Genomic DNA, 25,080 nt, shown 5'->3' with positions numbered 1-25,080 from the left:
CTGAGGACATAAAAATTTTTGGCTCAAAGTTCAACCAATTTTAAATACTCCACAACTTTTTGTGTTGAGCCCAATTTCTTGTGATAAATCAAGTTGATCTAAAATTGAGGTGCTATTTCTGTAACTATCTTTGTAAACTGTAAAGCTTTCAGAGATTGCCTTATCTGCTTTGCGTGAAAAGGATAACCTGATTTTACCATTTACATTTGTAGTTCCAGAGGCCAGCAAATTAGAGCAATAAATAGCATTATTACAAACTTCAATTAGGGCTCCTGCTATGGGTTCTTGTGAATTAGCGTCTAATACCAAAATATTTAATTCAATACTTTGGTTGTCAGAATCATCAGAAGAACATGCTGTAAATACATATAATAAAGCAGAGAGCAGAAAGAATATATAATAGTATCGTAAAGATTTCATTAAGTCTAGAACCAAAAATTATTCATTATTTTTAAGGCTATTTAATAAGATTTTCATCAATGCTTTCGGGTATTCCTTGAGGGAATCTTGCGAATTTGTGTAACTCATGCCAGTCTACATCGTCTGGAATTTTCATTCTATAAACTCCTCTTGCATGGATTGAGGCGCTCGAAACTAAATTAATTGGCACCGTGAACACCATAAAATACCCATGACCTAGTGAAGCCAAGTTTAATAAGCCGGCCCAATTATTTAGTGCTTTTTGGTTGTTAGCAGATAGAGATACCAATACTTGTGCTTGTTTAATGTCATTTTGACTAATTGTTATTATTTCTTTATTATCTACTTGTAAAAGTTTTACATAGTTGTTTTCAACTTCAATAATTTCACCTATCACACGAGATTGACTTTTTTTAAGTTTATATTCTAAATAAAGACCATTTACATGGTTTTTAAAGTCCTTGGGGGCGCTTAGATATTTTGGAGTGCTACAGCTCCACATAAACGTTATAGATGTAACTATAATAAGAAGTTTTTTCATCCTATTGAAGGTTTATATATTTTGAATTCCAAAAAACCTCTTCCATTTCATCTTCAACTATTTTGTATTCTAGGGCTAGACTGGTCCAAACTTCTTTATCGTTAGAAAGCATTTTTTCAAGTTTTTTTATATTTTTCTCTTTAAGCCAATTTGCTCTTATCCATTCTAAATAGTATCCTTTGCTTGATAAAAAAAGTTCATGCTCCTCATGAGTTCCTAATTCGGGGAGCTTAAATTTATATTTGAATTCATTTCCTGGGAAGGAAGTCAAGTAATTATTGTCATCACTTTTGATAGCATTTATATTATAATCTTTACCTTCTATAACCTCAATCTTGTTAGGGTATATTTTGGTGCCAGTTGTTGTGTTTTTAATATTAGCAAGTCCTAGGTAATCTATTTTCCATAACCCCTTTGTCATTTCAATCTTAATTTTTAGACTTCCAGCAATAGGTTCTATATTATTGAGTGGCGCAATCATCATATTTTTGGCTATAGGACCTGTTTCGTAAAGTTCATCAAAAAGTATCCATTTATTTTTGTTGTCATCATATGCAAATAATTTTATTTTCCCAAGTAAACTAAAGGGGTGGCTTAACCGTTTTTTTATGGATTCATTAGTTTCAATTTTGGCAAAGTAGTCACCAACTTCATCACCCATATAAGAGAGCCCATTATAGAGTAAAAATGTTGTTAGTAAGGTTTGACGAAAATTAATGGTCAAACCGATATTTTGAGATGGGATATTATCAAATTCTAAATAAATCTCATCTTTTGTGGTAAGGTCATTTTCGTTAGTCTTAGAATAAAATTCTAGTTCATCCTCATCCGTAATTAAGTCTAAAATACTGGTATTATTTATTTGAGCAGTTTTAGGAATGTATAATTGGTCTGATTTATGAAAAAGATTGTTTTTATCATGAAAAACATACTCAGATTTTTTTTTGGAAACAACATTCAAAAATAATTCATTGATAAGATGCGTCTCAAAAGCTTCATTTTTCATTGTTAAATAGAACGATTCGTCTGAAGTACTGGTTTTTAGAGCATCCATATCTGTGGTTTCTAAAGAAGGGGAAATAGAACTTGAAAAACCTTCAGCTTTTGCATCATGGACAGACAAACTGTTATTGGTGTAAAAGGTTGGGCAAGATCCAAAACAGGCTTTGGGGTTTGTTATGCAAACAATATCTAGTATTAGATTTACACCTGTTAAAATAGCGAGACCAGAAATTTTATCACTGTCTTTAGATTTTATGGCATCAAGTTGATTCGTTTCTATAATGGCAATCTCATCAATTTCATGAGCTATGGAACCATCTTTTATTTCAGCTCTATTAAAGTCAAATAGTTTTCCTTTTCCAAATAGTGAGTCCTTGGATTCATTTAATTCCCATTCATTTAAAACACTAACATTTCCATTTTTGAGATGAACTTTAAAAAATGCTTGGGTGTATAATTTTTGATGAATAGAGTCATTATGGATGTTATAGGTCTGTCTAAAATCCTGTTTTATATATAATTTACCGCAAGAGTAAATTATTAACCCGAAGATTAAAAAAACGGCGCTAATTGCAGTGATGTTTTTTGTAATGTTGATTGTCATTATATAGCTTGTTTTAGGATTTTAATACGTTTTTAATTCCTTGCTTATTAGTAGAAAAGGAAATATTCTAGCCTAAACATTTTCAATATTACCTTTTCAGTTTTAGGACAGGGAATACTTAATTCGGATATGAAGGTACGAAAATATTTATAAACAATTTGGTATGGGTTGCTCATAAGATTTATTCTAACTATTTTGTAACTTAATGGTCTGTAGTCGATTGTAAATTAATTTATAAGAATAGTTTGTGCCGTCTGGACCGAAATACCGAAGCAACGGGTGTTAAAAAGCCCTAATCTCTTAGGGCTTTTTTTTGGCACATTAAAGAAGTTGTGTTGTTCCCAAAGTAATTTGGGAGTGTAGTAATACCAAAGTTTATTTGGTAATCCAATGGAAAGCTTTCCTTTTTTCTGAATAAGAAGATTGGGATGCTTTTTTGTTTTGCCAATCTTTTCCAATTCATATATAACTTCCCTTTTTTTGTAGAAAAGATTAACTGCCATTGGGATTCGCACCCTATGTGGCACGATAATCCCACATTTAAAAAAATAGATGCACGATTACAAATAAGTGATACAATTAGCAAACGTTGGTTAAAGGAAACCAATAAGGACAAGTTTATAAAATCAACGCTAGAATTGTATGACAGACTTTATAATAACGAATAATGATGCTATTCTAATGTATGTGTAGAGTTTCTTAAGACCAAACTCGTTTTAATTATTTTAGTTTCAAATACAGATTCTGAATCTTCTTTTTGTTCTATACGGTCAATTAATTTTTCAGTCGCTTTTTTACCAATATAAACCGCATGTTGGTTGATGCAAGTAATTGATGGATTTACATATTTGAATAAATTTCCGTTAGTATAACCAATAAATGATATGTCTTCAGGTATTTTATAACCTCTGGATTTTGCGATAAACATAGACTGAATAGTAGAATGTTCTTCTAAGCCTATAATGGCATCAATAGTATTATAGTCTAATAGTGTTTTAACTTCAGTTTCAAAATCATATTCCTTTTTAATTAATGTTATTAATTTTTCGTTAACTTCAATACCGTTATCAATTAGCGCTTGTTTGTACCCATTGATCCTCAATCTGACGATTCCTAAATCATCTAAAACAGAAATAATGACTATATTTTTGCACCCTGTTTTTATGAGGTGTTCAGTGGCGTTATAGGCACAATTAAAATCATCAACTATAATCTTGTCACAACTGATGGCATCAGAAACCCTATCAAACATAACTATAGGGCCAGCATCTTGAATAAATTCATTCAAGTGATTAAAATGCTGTTTAGACTGAGTTTCTTCGGTTACGGAAATTAAAAGACCATCTACAGTTCCTTTTTCAAGCATATTGGTAGATTCAATCTCTTTTTTCATTTTGCCATGCGAGATAATGATAATAATATTATATCCTTTTTCATTGGCAACTTGCTCTACACCACTAAACACCTTAACAAAAAAATGATTGTGCAATGTTGGAATTAAAACACCTATAGTTTTAGTTTTTTTGTTAAGCAAGCTTAATGCAACACTGTTTGGTTTGTAATTATGTTTTTTAGCATAGTGTTGAATTTTTTATCTAGTCTTAGCGCCTATTTCATGACTGTCACTTAAAGCTCTAGAAACAGTAGCAATAGAAACATTAAATTCATTAGCAATATGCTTAAGAGTTATTCTTTTTTTCATAATATTTTTTGTTCAGAGTTTGCTCTACGCTCTGTAATGATTTTTGATTAAGGAAAATCCTTTTATAGGTTTTCAATATTCTATTTAAACTGACTGTGAATTTTTAAAACTTGAATTTACCTAAACTGAGTATTTTTAAAAAATTAAACCCTCACATTTCTGCAAGGGTTTAATTTAATACTAATATCTGAATATTCTGGTTTAAAACAGTATCAAACAATGATATCAGTACAAGCTATTAATCAATAATTTATTATTTTTTAATAATTTTAAATAAGTCACTAGATGTTTCATCTGTGACTTTAATTAAATAAAGTCCACTTTGATAGTTTTTAAGATTTATATTAACCCTACTTCCAGTTACTTTTACATGTTCAATCATACTGCCTTGTATGTTGTATATTGCAACAGTTGAAGAATTGGTTAATCCATTTATTACAACTTCGCCGTAAGTTGGGTTAGGAAACACAGAAATGTTACTTAATTTCTTTTCTCCAACAGACAGCGTTCCAGTATAAGTTAAGCTAAACCAATCTGCGTTCCATTGCCATTCCGTGGCACCTGTTGATTCAAAACGAATAGTATGTGTGCCTTCTGAAATGTTAATCTCACCAGACCCCGATTGCGTTGTATAGTTTTCCCAAGCAGCTGTTCCTGATAAAGTTGTTGTGTTCAATAGGACCCCATCTACATATACATTTACGCCTAATCCTGTTGAGTTTGGAGTGCCAATATTAAATTGAAGTGCATACATGCCACTTGCAGGAATACTAACCGTGTAATCTGCCCAGTCTCCAGACGTGTTATTATTAAATCCAACATTAGGATTTATTACTACACCGTCAGATGCACCGCCAGTATTTACCAAAGTTTCTGCTTCAATATAAATAGTTTTACTAACATTCACCGTACAGGTAGCAAACACACTCGCATTTGCTGCTGAAGTTGCAGTAATAATAGCTGTTCCATCTACAAGTCCCGCAGTTATAACACCATTTTGGTCAACAGTAACAATACCATTGTTTGATGTCCAGTTAATATCTGTATCCGTTGTATATTCAGGGTTAAGCGTTATAGGAAGTGTTTTGTTCAATCCTGGGAATACGTTAATGGATGTTGGTATTGTAATCGATACGATATCCACAGACACAGGATCTGATTGCACGTTAATAGTCACTTCATCAAAAATGGTGTTCATATCAACCGAAGTTGCTCTAATAGTAGTTTGACCTACAGATTGCCCCGTTATTTCACCCGTTGATATATCAACAGTTGCTACGGCTGTATTGCTAGAACTCCAAGAGATATCTGTATTGAAGGCATCTGCGGGTAAAGCTATAGCGGTACGTGTAATGGTTTCTCCAACCTGAACCACTGGTAAGCCATCTTGAATAGTAACGGAAGACACACGAACGTGGTCTAGTATTTCAATCGTCTTGATTTCAGTATCCAGGACAGTACTACCGTCTTTTAGGGTAAGTTTAATGGAGTATCCAGTACCTGGAGCAGGCGTACTAGCTAAGTTGTAAGTAACTTCAACTGTTTCGTCTCCAAGAGCGTTCACGTTTTGAGACCCTGAGCCTAATATATTTCCATCTTTAATCAATTCCATAGTTACTGTACGATTACCCATTATACTAACAGGCACACTTACTATACCCGTTGTAAACGGACGTAAAAAATCAGGTAACTCTCTAGTAAATACACTTTCCTCTCCTGCAATACGAACATTAACAGTTATAGCGTCAGAGATACTTGTGCCTTTTACTTTTGCGGTTATTACTGCAGAACCTCCAATAATCTTGCCAATTAATTTTCCTGTTGCAAGTACAGAAACATTAGCCTCATTACTTGAAGTCCACTCTATTTCAGGAGTATTTTCTGGTGTTGGATTAAGTTGTGAGGTTAAAGGTGTGTTTACAAAGTGGTCAACAGTAATTTGGTCACCTTCTAAAATTTCGATTGAAGTTACTGTTGATGTTTCAAAAGGAATAGCAGTAATGGTTTTTGTTGCAAAAATGCTACCATTTTCAGTACTTGTTGCAGTAATTAGTGTAACACCAGAATCTGCTACGGCAGTTACCGCGCCATTTTCATCTACAGTAGCAACATTAGAATCAGAAGATGTCCAGATTAAACCTTTGTTTGATGCGTCTGTTGGTGTGAATACGGGCACAATACCTAAATTATTACCATTCATTAATGATTCATCACTACCTAAGGAAATTGATGTTAAAGGTGTTGTAGTATCATCCGTTCTTCCCGGATCTTGATCCATATCCCAAACCTGAAGCATTACCGTTGTAAAATCGGCATTTTGTTGGCGTTCAAAATAAACAGTATTATTACCGTTGTTTAAAAATTCAATAGGAATTTCGATTTCCAACACACCAAACCAGCCTCCACCATAAACACTAGCAACGTGTCCACGCGGGTTAAGTAACATTGGGCTTTGGGTAACAACTTCGTTTCCATTTATTTTTAATGAATTTACTTTTATGCTCTTCCCATCTCCTGCATCGGTTGGATTGTAGAAAAACCCACCTATTCTTACCATGGCTTCACCTTTTGCTGGTTTTATAATATTTTTAACCGTAGTTGTAAATTTGTTTTGACCTGTTAAACGACATAATTGCGTACCTCTTGAATTGGTTGCTGTTGTAAGTGCGTCAGACATGTATTTCGTTTCCTTAGATTCTATATCTATTTCAACCGTGTTGGCATAAGTATAATCTAATACGATAGTTGAATTTGGTTTTAATGTGACCTGTGCAGGCGCTGTATCTAAATCAACAACCGATAGATCTGGTTCTCCTTGCGTTCCTAAATTAGGGTTGAAGAATAAGTGGCGCATCTGTACACTATTTACCGTATTTGCGGTTGTTGAATTAAAGGTGTTCAAATTAATGGTTTTAATATCATCGTTCGTATTATTCAAAATAAGGTACACATGTTTATCTTTTACGTATGCATCCACCTGAACATCTAAGGTGTTGGATTTTGTGTCAATACGCGTGCCATCAACATCTTTCCATAATTCGAAATAATAAATAATGGGGCTCCATTGCCAACCACCAGAAGGTTCTCCAATAACATAGTTTTCACCTTGCCATGTGCCAACTGGTTCAAATAAAGTAGATCCGTCATAACGTTGTACATCACCAGTACCATTTCCTCCTTTTACAAAAGCACCCCAAACAGCTTTAGCAGGAGTAAAAGGCATACTCATTACCACATGCGATGGACGCTCTAAAATCTCCATAAACATTTGGTTGAAAGGCTTCAAAAATTCCCAATCACGTCTTCTGTCTGGGAGTGAGTTGATATAGTCAGTATTTACAGCACCAAATTCTGAAATTACAATGTCTTTTTTATCTCCAAATTTCAAATAATCATACCATTCTAGTTGATCTAACATGGCTTCCGTATGACCGCCAGAGCGAATGGTAGCTTGATTAGTATTTGCATTTGGCCAGTCATAAAGGTGTACACCATAAAAATCCATGTCCGCACCAGCGTGATCAATAAATCCTTGCCATAAATAATCCCATTGCCACCATGCATCCTGACGTTTGTCCCAAGCTTTAGGCCAGCCATTTACGCCAGATAGCATATTCTCGTAAAGCGGAATCATTGGGTTGTCAGGTTCTAACCATTGCGTCCAATACGTTAGTTGTGATCTCGTAGGAATGCCATCTGGTTTGAAGAAATCCAATTGTCCCCAAGTCATTCCACCAATTTTAGGGGCTTTAACTCCTAATTTTGCTCTCACATTTTGAGCTACTAATTTATGATATTCCCAATTTTTTTCAAGACTTGAAATAATCATCCCGAATTGAGGGTTCATAAAATTCATGTCGGGCTCATTATAAACCTCCCAGTATTTTGGAAGTGGATCTCCAATATCACCAGATGATTTTGCAAAATAATGATCTAAATACAAGGCAGTCCATTCTGCTCCAGCATCAACATCTTTTATAAACCATCCGCCTTTGCCTCTTCCAAAACCTTCAAACCACGAAAGCCCGGAATACATAGGACTTGTATCGTTGATGCCCATAATCATATTATTGGACTTACTTCTGTATTGGCGACGTGAAGCAAAATCGGGAGAATCGCTCCAGTTTTTCAATCCGTTTCCATGTGTTATCATTTGAGCTTCATATGGCCATCCTGGGTTATTAGGGTCTTCTTCAACACCTTGCATTTTCCATGTTGCAGAACCTGTTTCCCTACCAAAATAGACGCCTAAATCATTTATGAGGTAATCTAATTTGTCTTCTTCACCGTTCCAATCGTTTTCTGTAGGTGAGGAATGGATGGTCATGTGTCTTTCTCTTCCAAAATCCGATACGCCTTCCACGGAGTGTTTCATATTAAGGTTTACATCAATCTGAATGTTTTGTGAATAACAACTATTTCCAATAAAAAAGATTGATATTAATAAGATTAGTAATGGGTTTTTCATAATGTCTTTTGTTTAGAGGTTGTAAAACAGTTAGTGATAATAATTGTCAATTACAAAGTTTAAAAGAAATAGACCTTTAAAAACAGCTTCCATCTAGATTCAAACTAGACAAAAACACAAAGTGCCGATTAACGGCTTTTTATATGGTTGATAAACTTATAAAAAACTTGACAGGTTAATAAAGGCGTTTTTGATATTAAGATGTTGTGTTGTTCACATCTTAGATGTGATTTAGTTTGCTGTAATACTGGATGACTCTATCGGGAGGTAATCAATGAATATGAATATGGGTTCCTTTTTTCTTTGCTAAAAATTGAAATGGCTTTCTGTTTTACCAAGATTTGTACAATAAGAGTTTTTATTTCCAATAATGCAATGGTAAAGATGGTTGAAGCAAATAAAATACATCAAACAGAATTCATAAGTGCGGAATTTGCAACCCCCTACAAATCTTAACCATAAGTTAAATAATACCAACTTTTTAAGCATTAATTTAGAATACACTTATCTTTGAGTAAAAAAGAAATATGCTTCGTTGGGTTGTCTTACTGGTTGTTTTTGTGATTATGGATTTATATGCTTTTCAGGCATTTAAAACGGTTGCAAAAAATAACTGGCTCCGAATATTATATTGGCTAATAACGGTTTTGGTTATTGGTAATTTCGTGTTTCATTATTATGGGTTTAATAGGCGCGATGGGTTTTCGCATGCACATGCCTATGCTTTTGGATTTCTTGTAGTCATTTTAATTCCAAAAATGATTTTATTGTTAGGCATGTTTGCCGAAGATATATTTAGAGTGCCTCAAGCTATATATCGGTATTTTTCAGCAGGTCATACTGCTAAAGGAGATTACTTTGCCTCAAGAAGACAATTTATTAGTAAAATGGCTTTAGGTTTGGCTGCCATACCATTAGCATCTATTATTTATGGTATTTACAGAGGGAAATATAATTATAAGGTTTTAAAATACACCTTGCATTTTGAAGATTTACCCGAAGCCTTTGATGGTTATAAACTCACTCAAATTAGCGATATCCATTCTGGGAGTTTTGATAATATGGATAAAATCAAGTACGCAGTCGATTTAATAAATGAACAAAAAAGTGATGTGATTTTATTTACAGGCGATATAGTAAACAATAAAACCGAAGAATTAGTACCCTATAAAAATGTTTTTAATAAGCTAAAGGCTAAAGATGGCTTGTATTCTGTTTTAGGAAATCATGATTACGGCGATTATGCTAATTGGGAGTCTGATGAGGCAAAACACCAAAATTTAGAAGATTTAAAAACATTACAAAAGGAAATTGGCTTTAATTTACTGTTAAATGAAAGCAAATATCTAGAAAAAAATGGAGAGCGTATTGCATTAGTAGGGGTTGAAAATTGGGGTGCAGGTGGTTTTAAAACTGCTGGAGATTTGAAACAAGCAGCAGCAAGCATTAAAAAAGAGGACTTTAAAATATTAATGAGCCACGACCCATCGCATTGGGAGAAAAAAGTAATTCAAGACGATTATCATTATCATTTAACATTAAGTGGGCATACTCACGGCATGCAATTTGGGATAGAAATTCCAGGCTGGTTTAAATGGAGTCCTGTAAAATGGCGCTATAAATATTGGGCGGGGATATATGAAGAATTCGGCCAATACATAAATGTTAATAGGGGTTTTGGCTATTTGGCATTTCCTGGACGTGTTGGAATATGGCCAGAAATTACTGTTATTGAGCTTAAAAAAGGGGTATCGAACGCATAATTACAGGGTAAACGCATACTTTGCTTAAAAGTCATTTTAGCCACAAATGCACGAATACAACTGAAAATGGATGAAAATATAATTATCACGAATAAAAAATCTATAGATTTTTTAAAAATTAGTGTAGATTCATTTTGTATTAATTCATAATAAAGAAAAAATTTGTGTATTCGTGGCATTTTTTCATAAAGTATAAGGTTGACCTGTGTATAATTAGTGTTAAATGTTGTTTTTGTTAGGAATTTGCTTATTTTTATAGAAACAGACTAGTGAATACGTGATTACCATTTGCGTTAATTTGGAGTATGAAAAAAAACGTAGGTTTGTATAATACTAAATGAATTTTAAAATTGTGAAGGTAAATTTGAATTATATTTTCTTTAGATAAGATAGAAAATATAAGCATAGCATTAGTTACGGTTCTATTTTATGTTGAGATATAAAGGAAATAGAAACAAATTTAACCCATCATTTTGAAGTTTATTTGGTATAAGTGTATTTGACTAATAAACAATAAAGTATGTCAAAATTTGGAGAACTTATAGATGTAGATATTCCTGTTTTGCTGGATTTTTATGCAGAATGGAAAAGTCAATCCGAAGCCATGCATCTTACTTTAAGAGATGTAGCTGCAGCTTTAGGAGACAAGGCTAAGGTTATTAAAATTGATGTCGATAAAAACGAAGAATTAGCCGAAGCTTTACGTGTAAAAACATTGCCTACTTTAATTATTTATAAGGATGGTGAAATGAAATGGCGCCAAAGTGGAGAGCAGGATGCTAACACGCTAATAGGGATTATCCAGCAGTATATTTAACAAATTCCTAGGTAGGCTGGAATCTCATAAAACGAAACGGATTAGTTTACTAATTTGGGCGTTACCTAAAGGTCGGGCTTTCCGTTGCAATCTTTTTAAACAAGTCATTGCCAAGACAAAAGGATGTTGCAATTTGTTAATCTTTGGTTTAAAACAAGCGTATTTACACTTTTGCTTTTAAAAAGGATTTCCACTGCAATCCCTAACGCAAACCAGAACTTCAAACAAGCTTCATTACCAATTAAACAGCAGGGTTTAATGATTTAAAGCTATATCCTTTTTCACTGAAATACTCTAAGACTTTTGGTAAAGCATATTGCATATTTTTTGAAGCTTTTAAACTATCATGAAATACAATAACACTTCCGTTTGTTGCCTTATTTGTTACATTATCTAAACAAATTTTCTTATTCACATCCTTATCCCAGTCAAAAGATAAGACATCCCACATAATTATTTTGTAACCTAATTTAATAAGCTTTTTGCCTTGTTTTGGGGTGATTTGCCCATAAGGCGGACGGAAAAGATTAACAATTAACGATTTTGGATTTACGATTGATGATTTTTGAATTTGAAAATCTGAGTCTTTAATTTGAGATTTTAAAACAGATTCACATAATTCAATATTAATTAAATAATCTTTTGCTTTAGTTTTCCAGCCTTTGATATGATTTTGCGTGTGGTTTCCAATAGCGTGCTCATCATTTAAAATATCTTGAAAAATATCAGGATGCCTCTCAATATTATTGCCAATACAAAAAAAAGTAGCCTTAGCGTTGTATTGTTTTAAGGTGTTTAGAGTCCAATTTGTAATTTCTGGAGTTGGACCATCATCAAAAGTTAGATATAAAACTTTTTCAGTTGTTGTAATATCCCAAACGTAATTTGGAAACATTTTCTTTGCAACTAAAGGTGTTTTTATAGGTGTAAAGTTCATGCTTCCTTAATCCAAATTAGTTAGCACTATCAGATGGTAAACCGCTGCCTGTTGTAATATCTTTATCTGTTCTTATAGTATCTTCTGGTTCTTCTTCACCATAAAAATGTCTAAATGACCGTAAGTGGTTGTTAAATATATCGCCTTCATTTTCTGCAAACTCAACATCATATTCAATTAAAACATCTACCAAACCCTTATAGCGTTGAATATCTGTATAGATGTCTTCAAATAAACGTTCTTGATTGTCAATTTTCAAACTACTATAATAGCTGAGGCTTTCTTGGTATTTTTTAGCAACCTCTTTAAACAGACGTCGTGCTTTTTCTTTATTGCCTACTTCGTAATACGTACTAATATAAGGCTCTAAGAGTGTATAATAGCCAAAGTATTCAACAGGCATATTGTCCATGGCTATATCTGCTATTTCTTCAGCTTTATCGGGTTTTTCTTCATTAATCAATTGTTCAGCTAAGCGTGCTAAATTGCCACGATAGGTTATGGAGTTTTTACGGGTCTCCACATCATGATAAATGTCTGGGCTTCCGCTATTGCCCCAATCCCATTTTTTTACTTTCTCATACATCAAATCGCTATCTACACGTCCCATGTCAAAAGGGTTTGCTCGATCAACAGGCGTTTTAATAGGGGCTAACTTATAGCACATGCCGTCTAGTTGAAGATAGTCTTTCATCCAGATATAATCATCATCGCCAAAACTTCCGCCAGTAAAATAAATAGGGCGATTCCATTCGTTATTAGCTACAATATCCAACATCAATAACCTGTTTTTGTAAAGCGCACCACCTTTAATAGTAATATCAATATGAGGTGCAATTTTGTCGGCATCTTCGGGTTTTACAATACCAGATTTTAAAGCATTCTCTTTGTTTACGGGTAGTCGTAAATGTGAAGTTGGTAAATAAGTAGCATTCAAATCCTGACTTCTCACTTTAGATAAATCCACATCCTGCTGTTGTAGCACATATTTGTATTTTGTTTTAGGGTTGTTGCTTCCAACAAAATCCAGAAATTGTTTTACTTCTAAAGTGTCCTTAATAACGGGTTGTATGATTATGTAATCATTCGTGCCATATTTATATAAATCATGTGTAAGTTGCGATGGCACAGGGTCGCTCTCATAAGCTTTGCGTTTCATTTGGTCTATGTACCAATCTGTTTGAAATAAGCTAGTATTTACTACGCGTACATCGGTTCTATAGCCTTCAATTTCTTGGGCGTACCAAAGTGCAAAGGTGTCATTGTCCCCAATAGTAAAAAGAATACCGTTTTCCGCACAAGAATCTAAGTACATTTTTGCCATGGCTCTGGCCGTGTATTTGCCAGATCTATCATGATCATCCCAGTTGTTAGCAGCCAAAATAGTTGGGACTAATAATAAGCAAGCTAAGGTAATTATAGGAGCAGCAAGTTTTTTTGGTAAATAATTTTTAAGGGTGTCATAAATAGCATAAACCCCAAAACCAATCCAAAGTGCAAACACATAAAATGACCCTACTACTGAGTAATCACGTTCACGAGGTTCAAAAGGACGTACATTGGTGTACACCTGAATGGCTATTCCTGTAAAAAGGAAAAACACCAGCATGACCCAAAATAGTTTTCTGTCTTTGTTAAACAGAAAGAAAAACCCAATAAGACCTAGGATTAATGGTAATAAATAATAAGTGTTTCGTGCTTTATTATTTTTAACATCACTTGGTAAATTGTCTTGTGAGAATCCTAAATGCCATTCGTCAATAGGTTTAATGCCTGTTATCCAGTTTCCGTGGTTATCATAACGACCTTGAATATCATCTTGTCTTCCAGAAAAATTCCACATGAAATAACGCCAATACATATAGCCTAATTGGTATTCGAACATGTAAGCAATATTTCTAGCTAACGAAGGCTTTTCAATATCGATGTAGTCTTTAAATTGTTTTAAAAAGGTGTTATAATCTTCATAATCTACATTGCCTTGTGCAACATCATTTCTGAATTTTGAAACTGTTGATCGTAATTCGTTTTCCATCTGGTAATCAGGCTTCAGCTTAAAATCTAAGAAACCAGAAAACATCATATAGTTTTCAGCATGTTCAGTACTCCACATGCGCGGGAATATAGAGGCATGTTTAGAATTGTAGTTTTGTTTGGCGTTTTTGTAATTGTTTACTACAACATATTCACCTTTGATTTTGTCTTTTTCATATTTCGGTTTATCATCAACATAAGGGTTGTTGTCGTCTAGATAGGCGTACTGATCTGTAAACTGTGGACCGTAAAACAAGTGCGTTTCTGGGTATTGTTCTAAGTTATAATAAGCTAATAATTCTCTAGCACTAGACGGGTTATTTTCATTAATTACAACATTAGCATTGGCACGAATAGGGAGCATTAGCCATGTAGAAAACCCAATGATTACAAAAGTTACACAAAGAATACCCGTGTTTAAGTGTGTGTATTGTTTTTGGCGTGTATATCTTAAAGCATAAAATATAATGGTAACTAATAAAATACCAGCAATAACAGACCCTGAATTAAAAGGGAGTCCAATGGTATTGACAAAAAAGATTTCTAATGCGCTAAAAATCTTAAGGATATTAGGAGCTAATAATTTAAAAATGAATAATAAAACGGCTACTGAAGCAACATTGGCAATAATAAAATTTTTAACAGTAACGGTTTTGTGATTTTTAAAATAATAGATAAGCCCGATAGCGGGAATTGTTAATAATCCCATGAAGTGAACTCCAAACGAAAGCCCAATAACAAATGCTATTAAAATTAGCCATCTATTGCCACGGGGTTTGTCCATGTCTTGTTCCCAACGTAAACCGAGCCAAAATAAAATAGACATAATTAAAGTTGCCATAGCATATACCTCTGTTTCAACGGCATTAAACCAGAACGAATCTGTAAAAGCAAAGGCTAAGCTTCCTACTAAACCACTGCCTAAAATAGCCATAGCTTTGCCTTCAGACATGTCGCTTTTAGGATTAACTAACTTTTTTAACAATAAAGTAATGGTCCAAAACATAAACAAAATGGTGAATGCGCTTGCAATGGCACTCATCATATTCATCATAAAACCAACTTGCGAAGGCTCAAAAGCAAACATTGAGAAAAACGCTCCAAGCATCTGGAATAGAGGCGCTCCCGGCGGATGACCGACTTGTAATTTAGCTGAGGTTAGAATATATTCACCAGCATCCCAAAAACTCACCGTAGGTTCAACTGTCAAACTATAAGTAATAAGAGCTATTAAAAAAGAGAACCAACCTAAAATGGTGTTCCATTTTTTATAGTTGAAATGTGCCATGTATATGTGTGTTTATTTGCTTTGGCGAATTTAATAATAAATATGAAATGTGGCATAACTATTTTGTTAGTCTTTACATACAATTGGAAAGACCAATGCCATTGCAAATAAAAAAATGATAAATATGAAGTTGCAATAGCGCACATGTTTTAAAGTAAACGTGGACTATTGAAAATTATTTTTTAAAAAATACTTGTGCAAAGAAAATATTATATTAAATTTGCACCCTCATTACACGAATGGCCTATGGTGTAACTGGCAACACGTTGGTTTTTGGTACCAAAGAGTCTAGGTTCGAGCCCTAGTAGGCCAACAATTTAATCCTAATTTCGACAAGAAGTTAGGATTTTTGTTTTTATGAAATATATGAGCAAGTAGTTTGTACTGATTTCTATGATATAACGGATCATTCCTAATTATTGTGTTTAAGCAAGAATTGTAGTTAATTTAAAAAGGAAGAATTCTACATTTTTGACTCCTCTAAATTGTGCTCTAAAGGCCTTGTTTTTAGCATTAAAGGATTCAGCGGATGCATTAGTACTTCAATTTACGAAGTAGTTCAAGATAGAACGGTAGTTTAATGTTATCGTATTTGCTATGGTATTAAAAGCCCTAAAACCAGATTGTTCAACATCTTTGTGCCATCACGCCTATTTTATATATACATCTTTGTTGTATTTTCGTGTTTTCTGTCTCCTTTTGTTATTGTATTCACTTCTATTTTAGTTCTGTTTTGACTTTCTTTTAATTTTAATGCTAAAATCAAGATTTGTTGAGCATCTCCAAAACCACTCAATTGGGCCATAACAATATTTTTCATTCCATTGTTTACTAATCAATGCTTGAACTATAAAAATAACAATACCCAAAATAATACTCCATGTAGAACCTAAATATTTATACAGACTGAAACCAAAATCATAAAACAAAATCACACCAAGTATTGCTTGTAAAATATAATTTGTAAGACTCATTTTTCCATATGCCGAAAACAACTTAAAAATATAAAGTCCTTTAAACTTAATATATAAGAATGAAACAAGCGCAATAATCCCTGATGTGGCTGACAAACTCACCAATGAAGTAATAATTGTGTTTATAAATCCTTTCTGAAGCTTTGTTAAATCACTGGCTTTATAACTACTGTTCACGTAGCTGAGTATGTAAATCAAAATAATGCTTATAACAATTACTATAATAAGTCCTTTTACCTTATTTTCAATATTTTCAAATAATCGCTTTCTGCCAATAATTGTTCCAACCATAAAAAGGGCAATAAGCTGTAGGTATCTTCCATTATTAAATGTCCATGCCCAAACAGTTATTCGTCCTTTCCAAAAATTATAGCTTATCACTTCTCTAAAATTTCCTGAAGCATATACTTCATTTCCCTCTGTGAAATAGCCTTTTAATGGTTTAACATACTCATAGCTTGAATCTATAAATGTCTGAATCAAATTATAAATTATTGGAATTTGAAGCACTAGTAACACTGAAATTATCCAAAGGATGTTTGTCCGAGCTTTATAAAGAAACACAACAGGGAGTGATAACAAAGCATAAATATGTAATATGTCTCCTCTATATATTAAAGAATGTAGAAACCCGATTATGAGAAGAATCGTCATTCTCCATATAAAACGCCAACGATAATCTATTCCTTTTTGAGCTTTATTATCCATTTGTATAAAAAAACTTATTCCAAATAGTAAAGCAAAAATTGAGTACGCCTTTCCACTTATTAGTAAAAACGACAATCTCATTACTTCCTTATCCGTGGAACCTGAAAAAATAAAGTTGGCTTGAGTTGACTGAAAAAAATCAAAATGCTCAACATAATGTATCAATACAATTAATAGCAAAGCAAATCCACGTAATACATCTATAATTATTATTCTATCTTTTATCATTGTTTATTAATTGGTACGGATGGCTCTTTTCGTATGAAACACAACTGTTAGTACATGGTGCGTTTTAATGTGTTATACACGGTTTGTGCGCCCAGCATGGGCATCTTTTATTTATCGAAGATAAATAATTAACCTAGAGGGTGCAAGTCCCTTATGGGCAGGTATAACGCCCTGAACCATTAGTGAGTTGCAAGGTTGCTAACGGTGAGGTTAGGACTAAAGGAAGCAGGGCTACAAAGCTCGGTACTAACGGACAGAAACCGTTTAAGAGGCATAAAAGCACGGGTAAGCAAGCACATCATTGTAACGCCCAAAAGAGTGCCAAGAGTGCTTTTATGTAGATACGGGAGTTATTGAGCGAAAGTGGATGTTATTACCTGGGGAGGTCTCTATGGACGCGAGTTGGTAAAGTAGAGAAGTCAGCAGAGGTTATAGTACTTGTGAAATAAGCAGGGATTGCCAACTCATGCCCCCTGAAGTCTTAAAGAGCAAGGCAGGACTGAACGTTAGTTTTCTCGGAATTAAAATAGGAAAGCCTCGGCTTAGCCTATTTATGAAGTAGGGAATAGCTATGGTCGGTGGAAAGAGCGACCGTATTGATGATTAGCGAACCGCCGAGTACGAGATCCGTACGCTCGGTGTTGTGAGAGGCGCACATGGTCAGTTTCTGGCAGAGCCGTCTACTCGATTAGCATTTTTGATGATTTTCTTTTTGAACAAATAGTTTCTATGTTTTGAGCTGACTTCAGCAATAGTGATTTTTAATTGAAATGACAAAACTACTTACTCGATTGTACGCCATATTATAATTTTGAAATCAAACTTTTTATATGTTTTAACGGGCTTGGAATAATTACTTTAAAGGAATAAAAAGAGAGTATGAATTGCCATTCTTTTCTAGCACTGCAACCGTTAAAACAGTTGCAATACCATCTTCAACAAAGATAAAAGGGCGCTCTAACCTACCTGCTAATATTTCTGTACCATCAGCTTTTTTTATCGCTTTATCTAACACTTTATAATGCTTTGCTTTTTTCCAGTTAACTCCATCAACAGATGTAATCATACCCATATATCCAAATGCATGATAAATACCATAATAACGATTTCTTGTCGCATCATACCAAATCGCTGGATCTTCAGAATTTAAATTCCCCACAGCTAGTTTAGGTTGAATTTCCCAGGGGCCTATCGGTGTGTTTGACAAAGCAATGGCTTGACTTCTTATGAGTTCATTTTGAGTTGGCCATTTGCCATTTGCGTATTTAACATTTGGTTTATCACCTCTAACAATCATGATATAACCACCATCAGGTCGTTTTGAAACAGCTGGATTACATGTAATTTGAGCGATAGGACCCGTAGGTTCTACTATGGGGTTGTCAAATCTTTTCCATGGTCCATTCACACTTTCGGAAACAGCAACTCCAATTCGTTGATTTTGTCTTACCAGTGCTCGAAATTCATTAGAGATACCACCATGCCGTGCCTCTTTCCACTCTGTTTTGGATAGTATTCTTCCGCCTACATTAGTTGACATATAATACAAATAGTATTTACCATCAAAGAACTTGATTCTGGGATTATGTGCAGTGTAAGCATCCCAATAATCAGGTCCGCGACCTTCTAATACAACTTCTTTATGAACATAGGGTCCTGCAACCGAATCAGCCACTGCATGAGATACAATACCGTCGGTAAGCCATGAACTAAAGCCAATTGCTTGTGACATCTGAGCATAAAAGAGGTGATATTTTCCATCTTCTCCTTTTACTATTGAAGAACCCCAATTGTGATAATCAGAATCTCTTAAAATATTTTTCTCATTAACTTCTAAAATCTTGTTTGCTAAATCCAGATTATCCGTATTTTCTTGCGCTACCAAGCTTAATGGTAAACACAATAAAACGGTATAGATTATCATTTTTATAATATATGTATATTTTATTTTCATCAAATAGCTTATAAAATTTACATGTTTTATTTTTTAAAAACATCAAATTTATTAATGTTACGTCTTCTTTTGCAATAAATGCTAACGGTTTTGTGTATCTTGATTAGTGGCGTGTTTAAGCACCTAATTTAGCAAATAAAAAACTGAATAGAAAATAGGGCGCACAACTGCCGCTAATTAAAACAGAAATCACGTATAGTTTTCCAATGGTTCTAAATACGCCTTTTACTCAAGGTATCGCTAAATTGTAACCAACCAATTAAAAGCGCCAAACCACCAAAAAGGATATGGCCATATAATGCGATATTCCATGCCGTATCACTTAAAAGTGCTGCGTACTATAATGCCAAAAGCCCAAATCGTCTGTCTACCAAAAAGTAGATTAATGGATACTGCCCAATGGGTGTAGTCATAGTGCCAATTAATAGCCATGAGGCTTTTTTCAATTTACTGTTTTTGTTATAATACAGTATGAGTTCTAAATGTAAATTCGTGAATATCTCGTAAATTGGTTAATTTTATTTGTTATAAACACATGTTGCCAATAGTGTTTTTTTATTCTGGTATAGACTTTTCCGCTGACTTGAATCTTTATATAATTGGTTTGGGAATATTTATCCAGCGCATCAAAATCCTTTTGAAATTAGTAAATTTGTGTGTCATAATTATGAAATTTTTAAAATTTAATTTTTTCATGATTACTTTACTTTTTTTTCAATAACTATACATTATTCTTTTTATATGAATTTTCGTGCCATCACTATCAATTACATAATGAAAATTGGCAATAGCATCATTAGTCAATATGATGGAGGACGTAATCGGCCTGTCATTTTAGATGTAAAAAAAACTTTTCCTGAGCTTTCTTTAATAGAACAAAGCTTTAGCACTATAAAAGCTGAATATGAAAATGTTAATTCACATTTCGAAATCCCAGCTTACCATGAGGTAGAACAAAGAGTATATGCCATTTCTGGTAGAATCGAACAAAATTTAAAATGGAAGGTGTTCCTATTACATTATTCAGGAGAAACACCAGATCTTGCTAAAGCGTTATGCCCCAAAACTTGTGCTTTGTTAGCGGGGAACCCCAATATCTATAAAGTTTTTTTTTCGGTGTTAGAGCCAGGGAAATCCATACCTGCACATCATGGGCCATATAGAGGTTATCTTAGATACCATTTAGGGATTAAAGTACCAAAAGAATCAGCTCCAAGCATTAGAATAAAAGATCAAATTTATTATTGGAAAGAGAAAGAAAGTTTGCTGTTTGATGACACATGGGATCATGAAGTTATAAACAAATCGAATCAAGAAAGGGTGGTGTTAATTATTGATCTTTTACGACCATTGCCTTTCTTGCCAAACCAGATTAATAGGTTTGTGGCTAATTTTCTATTAAAAAAAGTACGTATAAAAAAAGTGCTTAAAGACGTCAGAAAGCTAAATCAGAGCAGAAAAAAAACCATCTGACTATTTTTGGTTTTAGCGATTTTGAAAATAGGCCGATCAGTATGATTTTAGAGTGAAGTTAAATACCCATCTTTTAAATAAAATGACGCTTAAATATAACTTCAGCGGCTTAATTTTTAACTTCTGTTTATATTTTAGTGTAGGCTTATTAAAATACTCACTTATGCTATAGTATGTATCAATACCCTTTGCTTTTAAATATTCATAGCTTTGATATCGTAAATATGGTGCTAAATTTCTTCCCCTAAAATCTTCGAATGTATAGGTGTTATGCACGTAGCCCTCTGAAGGTTTTATTACAAATTTTCTACCTCTAATATAAAAAGTTTCATGTTTTATAAAAGAATAAACTGATATTTTATCTTCATACTTAATACCTAAACAGGTATCTCCATTTTTAAGATCATTCATTAAATCTTTATGGGTAATTCCTATAACATTATTTTTAACAAAAGTTAGTTCCTCTGCTCCAAAAACAGATAATTGATATTTGGATTCATCATCTCTAATTCGAGGGGGTTCTATATCGATTGAGCCTACTTCCCAAAAATATGGCATAAAATCAAATCCAATTTTTGCCAATGTGTTACGTATACCGTGCAAAAAAAGCCCATTCTTAATAATATTAGAAATCCATTTAATTTTATAGAATAAATTTTTTTTACCTACTTCCATTTAAAGTTCTGCCTTTAAGAAAATTGAAGATGCCATGTCATGATATTACAACTTATCAGTTAAAAGTACAATTTATTTTGATGCCAACAGCCCAAAGCGTCTGTCTACTCAAAAAGTAGTTTAATGGATACAGCCCAATGAGTGTAGCCATAATGCCTATTAGTATCCATGACACTTTTTTCATTTTTTAATAGTTTTGCTTAATAAGCAAAAGTTATTCTGAATTGTTACGAGACTTTAAACTTCTTGCCTGCGTGTTCCTGCAATTTTAGTTTCGCTGACTAGCTCCAAATTAGTAAAATTAAAACGAACTGTCAGAGAACCAACAATCAAATATATACGTTGTTTTGTGCAGTTTTTAATTTAAATTAACATTACCCACAAAGTCAACATTTGTGTTTGTATTTGAGATTTGTCCGTTACATTCAAAATCAAATTTTGTAAAATTTTCTGAAATTTTAATTGTACCATTTTGCATAAAGACAAATTCATTGGTTTGCGAAAATGAGTTGTGAAGAAATTGGATGTAAAAATTCTGATTACCATTGCTGTCTGTGTTAAAGGTATAAGTTCCATCTTGTGTTATTGGTGTTTGGTGTTCTCCATCAAAATATATATTAATAATTCTTGTATCATTAACATTTAAAATCACAGTTTTGTCATTACCAATACTTTCAATATAACCATTGATTCCAGTGAAATCTAAAATCTCATCATTTCCTGTGATTTTAATTTGATTAATTAGTTCTTTTGAAATTAATGCTAAATCGGCAAAACTATTGGATGACATCATAAAATTTGCTTCACCAGATATAGTACTGCCATTTCGAACTAGTTGATTGTAAGATTCTTCTACTGTTTTTCCTTCAAATAGGTTTTGGAATAAGTCAATAGCATTATCACGATTTGTAAATGTATTAACGTTAGCAGTCCATCCAAAGAAAGCACTTTCATTTCCTATTAATGCATTTGAAAGACCTTGGTTGTAATATCCTTTACATGCTCCAATATGTACTAAAGTTTGATTAAGTTTTGTGTTATATGTATGATTAAACCAACTAGATTTAAGTGCTAAAACTTTAGGGCCATCAAATAATAGCCATTTTTTTGAGAATGTTACTGCTACACGCTTATTGTCAATATCGTCTTTAAGTCTTGTTTTAATTTCTTCAGTGATTGGTACTCCTGCATTAATGAACACCTCGCCATTCATAGCAACTCCTCCATGGGTTGAAATCGCAATCACACTATAATTATTAAACTGTTGATAATCTTCAAGTGAAATATTAGATTGTGAGGATTCGGCATTTAATTTATAATTTACATTATAATTATTATCCAACAGCAATGTTGCTATATCGTTACTTTCATCCGGTTTATCCAACAAACTCCATTGATAATAATATGGTGATAAAATTAGTGCATTTTTATTTTCAGGTATTACTGGGTCATTGAATATATTGGAACTTTGTTTTTTTGAAATATTGCTGACTTTGGATGTTAAATCATCAGACAATGATGTTTCAGTCAAAAAGCAGAATTCAAGACCATCTCTGTATTCCCAACAAACGGTTGTGCCATCTTCACTAATTTCAGCAACATTTATTTCATCAATTCCTCTTAAATTTTCTACAATTAATTCTCTACTTTGTTCAGCCGTATTTTGAAGTAATAGGTCTTCATATAAATTAAGCATGTTATCAGCTATGTCTATTTGAAGTTGGAAATCCATTACTTTATCTTTAGGCTCAACATTATCATCTGAACAGGAAAATAACAAAGTAATTAAACTAAATAAAAAGTAAAAACAGATTTTTTTTTTCATAATAAGTGAGGTCTTAATTAATGGTTTTTTTAAAATAGTAAAAATATTATTCATTCAAAATACCTTATAGGAGGTAGTTTTTTGAGCTAATTGCACACAACGTGTTTGTATATGGTTTGTTGCGTGGTTAAGCACGTAATTTAGCAAATAAAAACCGAATAGAAAATCCGCGAGGATTTTCAGAAGTAGGCGAGAACAAGCAATTAATTATAGCCATTGTTGCAAATCGTTTTTTTTATTCGTCAGGCTTAAGGTCAGATGTAAATCCACTATTTTTTTCCCATTCTCTGACTCTTTTCATTCTCTTTTTTTCTATAAATTCTCCAGTCCAAGGGTCAAACGAGTAGACATTATACTTATAAGTAATTCTTGAACGTCCTTCTGTTTTTATATCTTTTATTTCATCCGTAAATTCAGTTATGTAATACTTGAATTGCCCATTATAAAATTCAGGTTTTTTAAATTTTTCCCATTTTAAAAATTCCGCCACTTTGCTTAAATCATTTGTTTGTAGGCCTTTTGATTTTGCAATTTCGATAGCTTTATTTTTATCTATTTTGAAAGTTTTACTATTAGAATTTACCTTTTCGAATCCGTAATTATTCCAAAATCCTTCGTTGGGAACGTATTCTCCATTTTCGTTTAATTCAATTCCTATCATTTCATCATACCATTCAGAGGTATTTAATTTCACTTGATATCTAAATAAGAATTTTGTTGGTTTTCTTTCAATTGGTTCTGTCCAACTACCAACATAACCATCTTCATCATAAGCATAACAATTGAAATCAAAACGAACGTGTTTCTCGAAGAACTCTTTGCTATATGTATTGATGATTAAATTATCCGCTTTGGTTTTCATTCTTTCAAGAGTGTTGTGAAATGGATACAGTGATTTATTGACTTCACAAACTGCATTATCATAATCTCTTGTATACATTAATTGTCCTTCAAAATTGTACTCTTTCCAAATTCCAATTCTTTTCCCATCCTTTATTGACCAACCTTCGGTATTAAGCCGAGTAGTATCTTTGATAAAATGAACACTATACCATTCTAAATCCTTGAATTTATATGTTTCGGTATAGGTTTTATAAACTGAATTCTTAATGATTCTAATATGACTCGAGTCAGTTTCTATTTTCTTTTCGCTGAACTGTCCAAAGGTTAATAAAGTGGTCAGAATTAATATTGTTGATATGATTACTTTTCTGTTCATTCAAATGTTTGCCGACGTTTAGTATATGGCAATTAGGGCAGTAGAAAGCGATAAACTTTCAAGTTTGCACTGAGCCAAAACGTTGTATTTTGTTTTTAATTCATTCATTCTTAAAAGCCAAATCAACAATTTGGCGGTGTTTGTAAATAGCACTAAACATTCATAAAACACCAAAGGCCCTATGCACTATACAAAATGTGTGTGCCCAGCAAGGGCATCTTTTATTTACCGAAAGGTAAATAATTAATCTAGAGGGTGCAAGTCCCTTATGAGCGGAGGTAACGCTTCGAACCATTAGTAAGTCGCAAGCTGGTTTATCGTGAGGTATGCAGTGAAGGAAGCGAGACTACAAAACTCGGTACTGACGAACAGGAACCGTATACAGAGGCATATTTACTTGGGTAAGCAAGCACATCATTGTAACGCCCGACGATTACCAAAAGGGTAA

Annotated in this window: 16 protein-coding genes and 1 tRNA gene; 4 read left to right on the top strand and 13 right to left on the bottom strand. The window is 33.2% G+C overall.

Annotation, left to right across the window (positions count from 1 at the left end; all coding sequences use genetic code 11):
- Window positions 1–30: 30 nt before the first annotated feature.
- The 6 genes from ABD935_RS02140 to ABD935_RS02115 all read right to left on the bottom strand — a co-directional run bounded on the left by ABD935_RS02140 (window position 31) and on the right by ABD935_RS02115 (window position 8,737).
- The gene (locus ABD935_RS02140; RefSeq protein ID WP_345189906.1) at window positions 31–420 is read right to left on the bottom strand and encodes a hypothetical protein; all 390 of its coding nucleotides are present in this window, start codon (window positions 418–420) and stop codon (window positions 31–33) included.
- Window positions 421–457: 37 nt separating this feature from the next.
- Complete coding sequence (locus tag ABD935_RS02135; RefSeq protein WP_345189904.1) at window positions 458–961, bottom strand: LSm family protein; 504 nt, start codon at window positions 959–961, stop codon at window positions 458–460.
- A 1-nt stretch (window position 962) separates the two neighbouring features.
- Complete coding sequence (locus tag ABD935_RS02130) at window positions 963–2,567, bottom strand: hypothetical protein (protein ID WP_345189903.1); 1,605 nt, start codon at window positions 2,565–2,567, stop codon at window positions 963–965.
- 673 nt (window positions 2,568–3,240) lie between these two features.
- Complete coding sequence (locus ABD935_RS02125) at window positions 3,241–4,101, bottom strand: LacI family DNA-binding transcriptional regulator (protein ID WP_345189901.1); 861 nt, start codon at window positions 4,099–4,101, stop codon at window positions 3,241–3,243.
- A gap of 57 nt (window positions 4,102–4,158) precedes the next feature.
- Complete coding sequence (locus tag ABD935_RS02120) at window positions 4,159–4,269, bottom strand: LacI family DNA-binding transcriptional regulator (protein ID WP_345189899.1); 111 nt, start codon at window positions 4,267–4,269, stop codon at window positions 4,159–4,161.
- Window positions 4,270–4,522: 253 nt separating this feature from the next.
- Window positions 4,523–8,737, bottom strand: coding sequence for an Ig-like domain-containing protein (locus ABD935_RS02115; protein WP_345189898.1), 4,215 nt, complete (start codon window positions 8,735–8,737; stop codon window positions 4,523–4,525).
- Between the two features lie 527 nt (window positions 8,738–9,264).
- On the opposite strand from ABD935_RS02115, the gene ABD935_RS02110 reads away from it, so the two are divergent.
- Window positions 9,265–10,500, top strand: a complete 1,236-nt coding sequence (locus ABD935_RS02110) for a metallophosphoesterase (RefSeq protein WP_345189896.1) — start codon at window positions 9,265–9,267, stop codon at window positions 10,498–10,500.
- A 520-nt stretch (window positions 10,501–11,020) separates the two neighbouring features.
- Window positions 11,021–11,317 carry a thioredoxin family protein gene (locus tag ABD935_RS02105; protein ID WP_345189895.1) on the top strand — a complete coding sequence of 99 codons (297 nt, stop codon included), beginning with the start codon at window positions 11,021–11,023 and terminating at the stop codon, window positions 11,315–11,317.
- A 241-nt stretch (window positions 11,318–11,558) separates the two neighbouring features.
- Here ABD935_RS02105 and ABD935_RS02100 read toward each other — a convergent pair whose 3' ends face one another.
- Window positions 11,559–12,254: a polysaccharide deacetylase family protein gene (locus ABD935_RS02100; RefSeq protein ID WP_345189894.1), complete on the bottom strand. Its 696-nt coding sequence runs from the start codon at window positions 12,252–12,254 to the stop codon at window positions 11,559–11,561.
- Between the two features lie 16 nt (window positions 12,255–12,270).
- A complete protein-coding gene (locus ABD935_RS02095; RefSeq protein ID WP_345189892.1) occupies window positions 12,271–15,576 on the bottom strand; it encodes a protein O-mannosyl-transferase family in 3,306 nt (1,101 codons plus the stop codon).
- 240 nt (window positions 15,577–15,816) lie between these two features.
- Here ABD935_RS02095 and ABD935_RS02090 point away from each other — a divergent pair.
- Window positions 15,817–15,889: transfer RNA gene (locus ABD935_RS02090), tRNA-Gln, on the top strand.
- A 409-nt stretch (window positions 15,890–16,298) separates the two neighbouring features.
- Here the strand turns inward: ABD935_RS02090 and ABD935_RS02085 are convergent.
- Complete coding sequence (locus tag ABD935_RS02085) at window positions 16,299–17,486, bottom strand: DUF418 domain-containing protein (RefSeq protein ID WP_345189891.1); 1,188 nt, start codon at window positions 17,484–17,486, stop codon at window positions 16,299–16,301.
- Window positions 17,487–18,339: 853 nt separating this feature from the next.
- Window positions 18,340–19,410, bottom strand: coding sequence for a glycoside hydrolase family protein (locus tag ABD935_RS02080; RefSeq protein WP_345189890.1), 1,071 nt, complete (start codon window positions 19,408–19,410; stop codon window positions 18,340–18,342).
- Window positions 19,411–20,181: 771 nt separating this feature from the next.
- Between ABD935_RS02080 and ABD935_RS02075 the strand changes: the two genes are divergently transcribed.
- Complete coding sequence (locus ABD935_RS02075) at window positions 20,182–20,913, top strand: aspartyl/asparaginyl beta-hydroxylase domain-containing protein (RefSeq protein ID WP_345189889.1); 732 nt, start codon at window positions 20,182–20,184, stop codon at window positions 20,911–20,913.
- 36 nt (window positions 20,914–20,949) lie between these two features.
- Here ABD935_RS02075 and ABD935_RS02070 read toward each other — a convergent pair whose 3' ends face one another.
- The 3 genes from ABD935_RS02070 to ABD935_RS02060 all read right to left on the bottom strand — a co-directional run bounded on the left by ABD935_RS02070 (window position 20,950) and on the right by ABD935_RS02060 (window position 24,632).
- Window positions 20,950–21,588, bottom strand: coding sequence for a hypothetical protein (locus ABD935_RS02070; RefSeq protein WP_345189888.1), 639 nt, complete (start codon window positions 21,586–21,588; stop codon window positions 20,950–20,952).
- A gap of 358 nt (window positions 21,589–21,946) precedes the next feature.
- Window positions 21,947–23,413 (bottom strand): hypothetical protein, encoded by a 1,467-nt coding sequence (locus ABD935_RS02065; protein ID WP_345189887.1) that lies wholly within the window; start codon window positions 23,411–23,413, stop codon window positions 21,947–21,949.
- A gap of 235 nt (window positions 23,414–23,648) precedes the next feature.
- The gene (locus ABD935_RS02060; RefSeq protein ID WP_345189885.1) at window positions 23,649–24,632 is read right to left on the bottom strand and encodes a hypothetical protein; all 984 of its coding nucleotides are present in this window, start codon (window positions 24,630–24,632) and stop codon (window positions 23,649–23,651) included.
- Between the last annotated feature and the right edge of the window lie 448 nt (window positions 24,633–25,080).

Origin of the sequence: Algibacter agarivorans (assembly GCF_039543245.1) — a bacterium.
Lineage (GTDB): Bacteria > Bacteroidota > Bacteroidia > Flavobacteriales > Flavobacteriaceae > Algibacter_G > Algibacter_G agarivorans.
The sequence above is the reverse complement of the archived record's forward strand: the minus strand, read 5'-3'. Positions and strand labels throughout refer to the sequence as shown.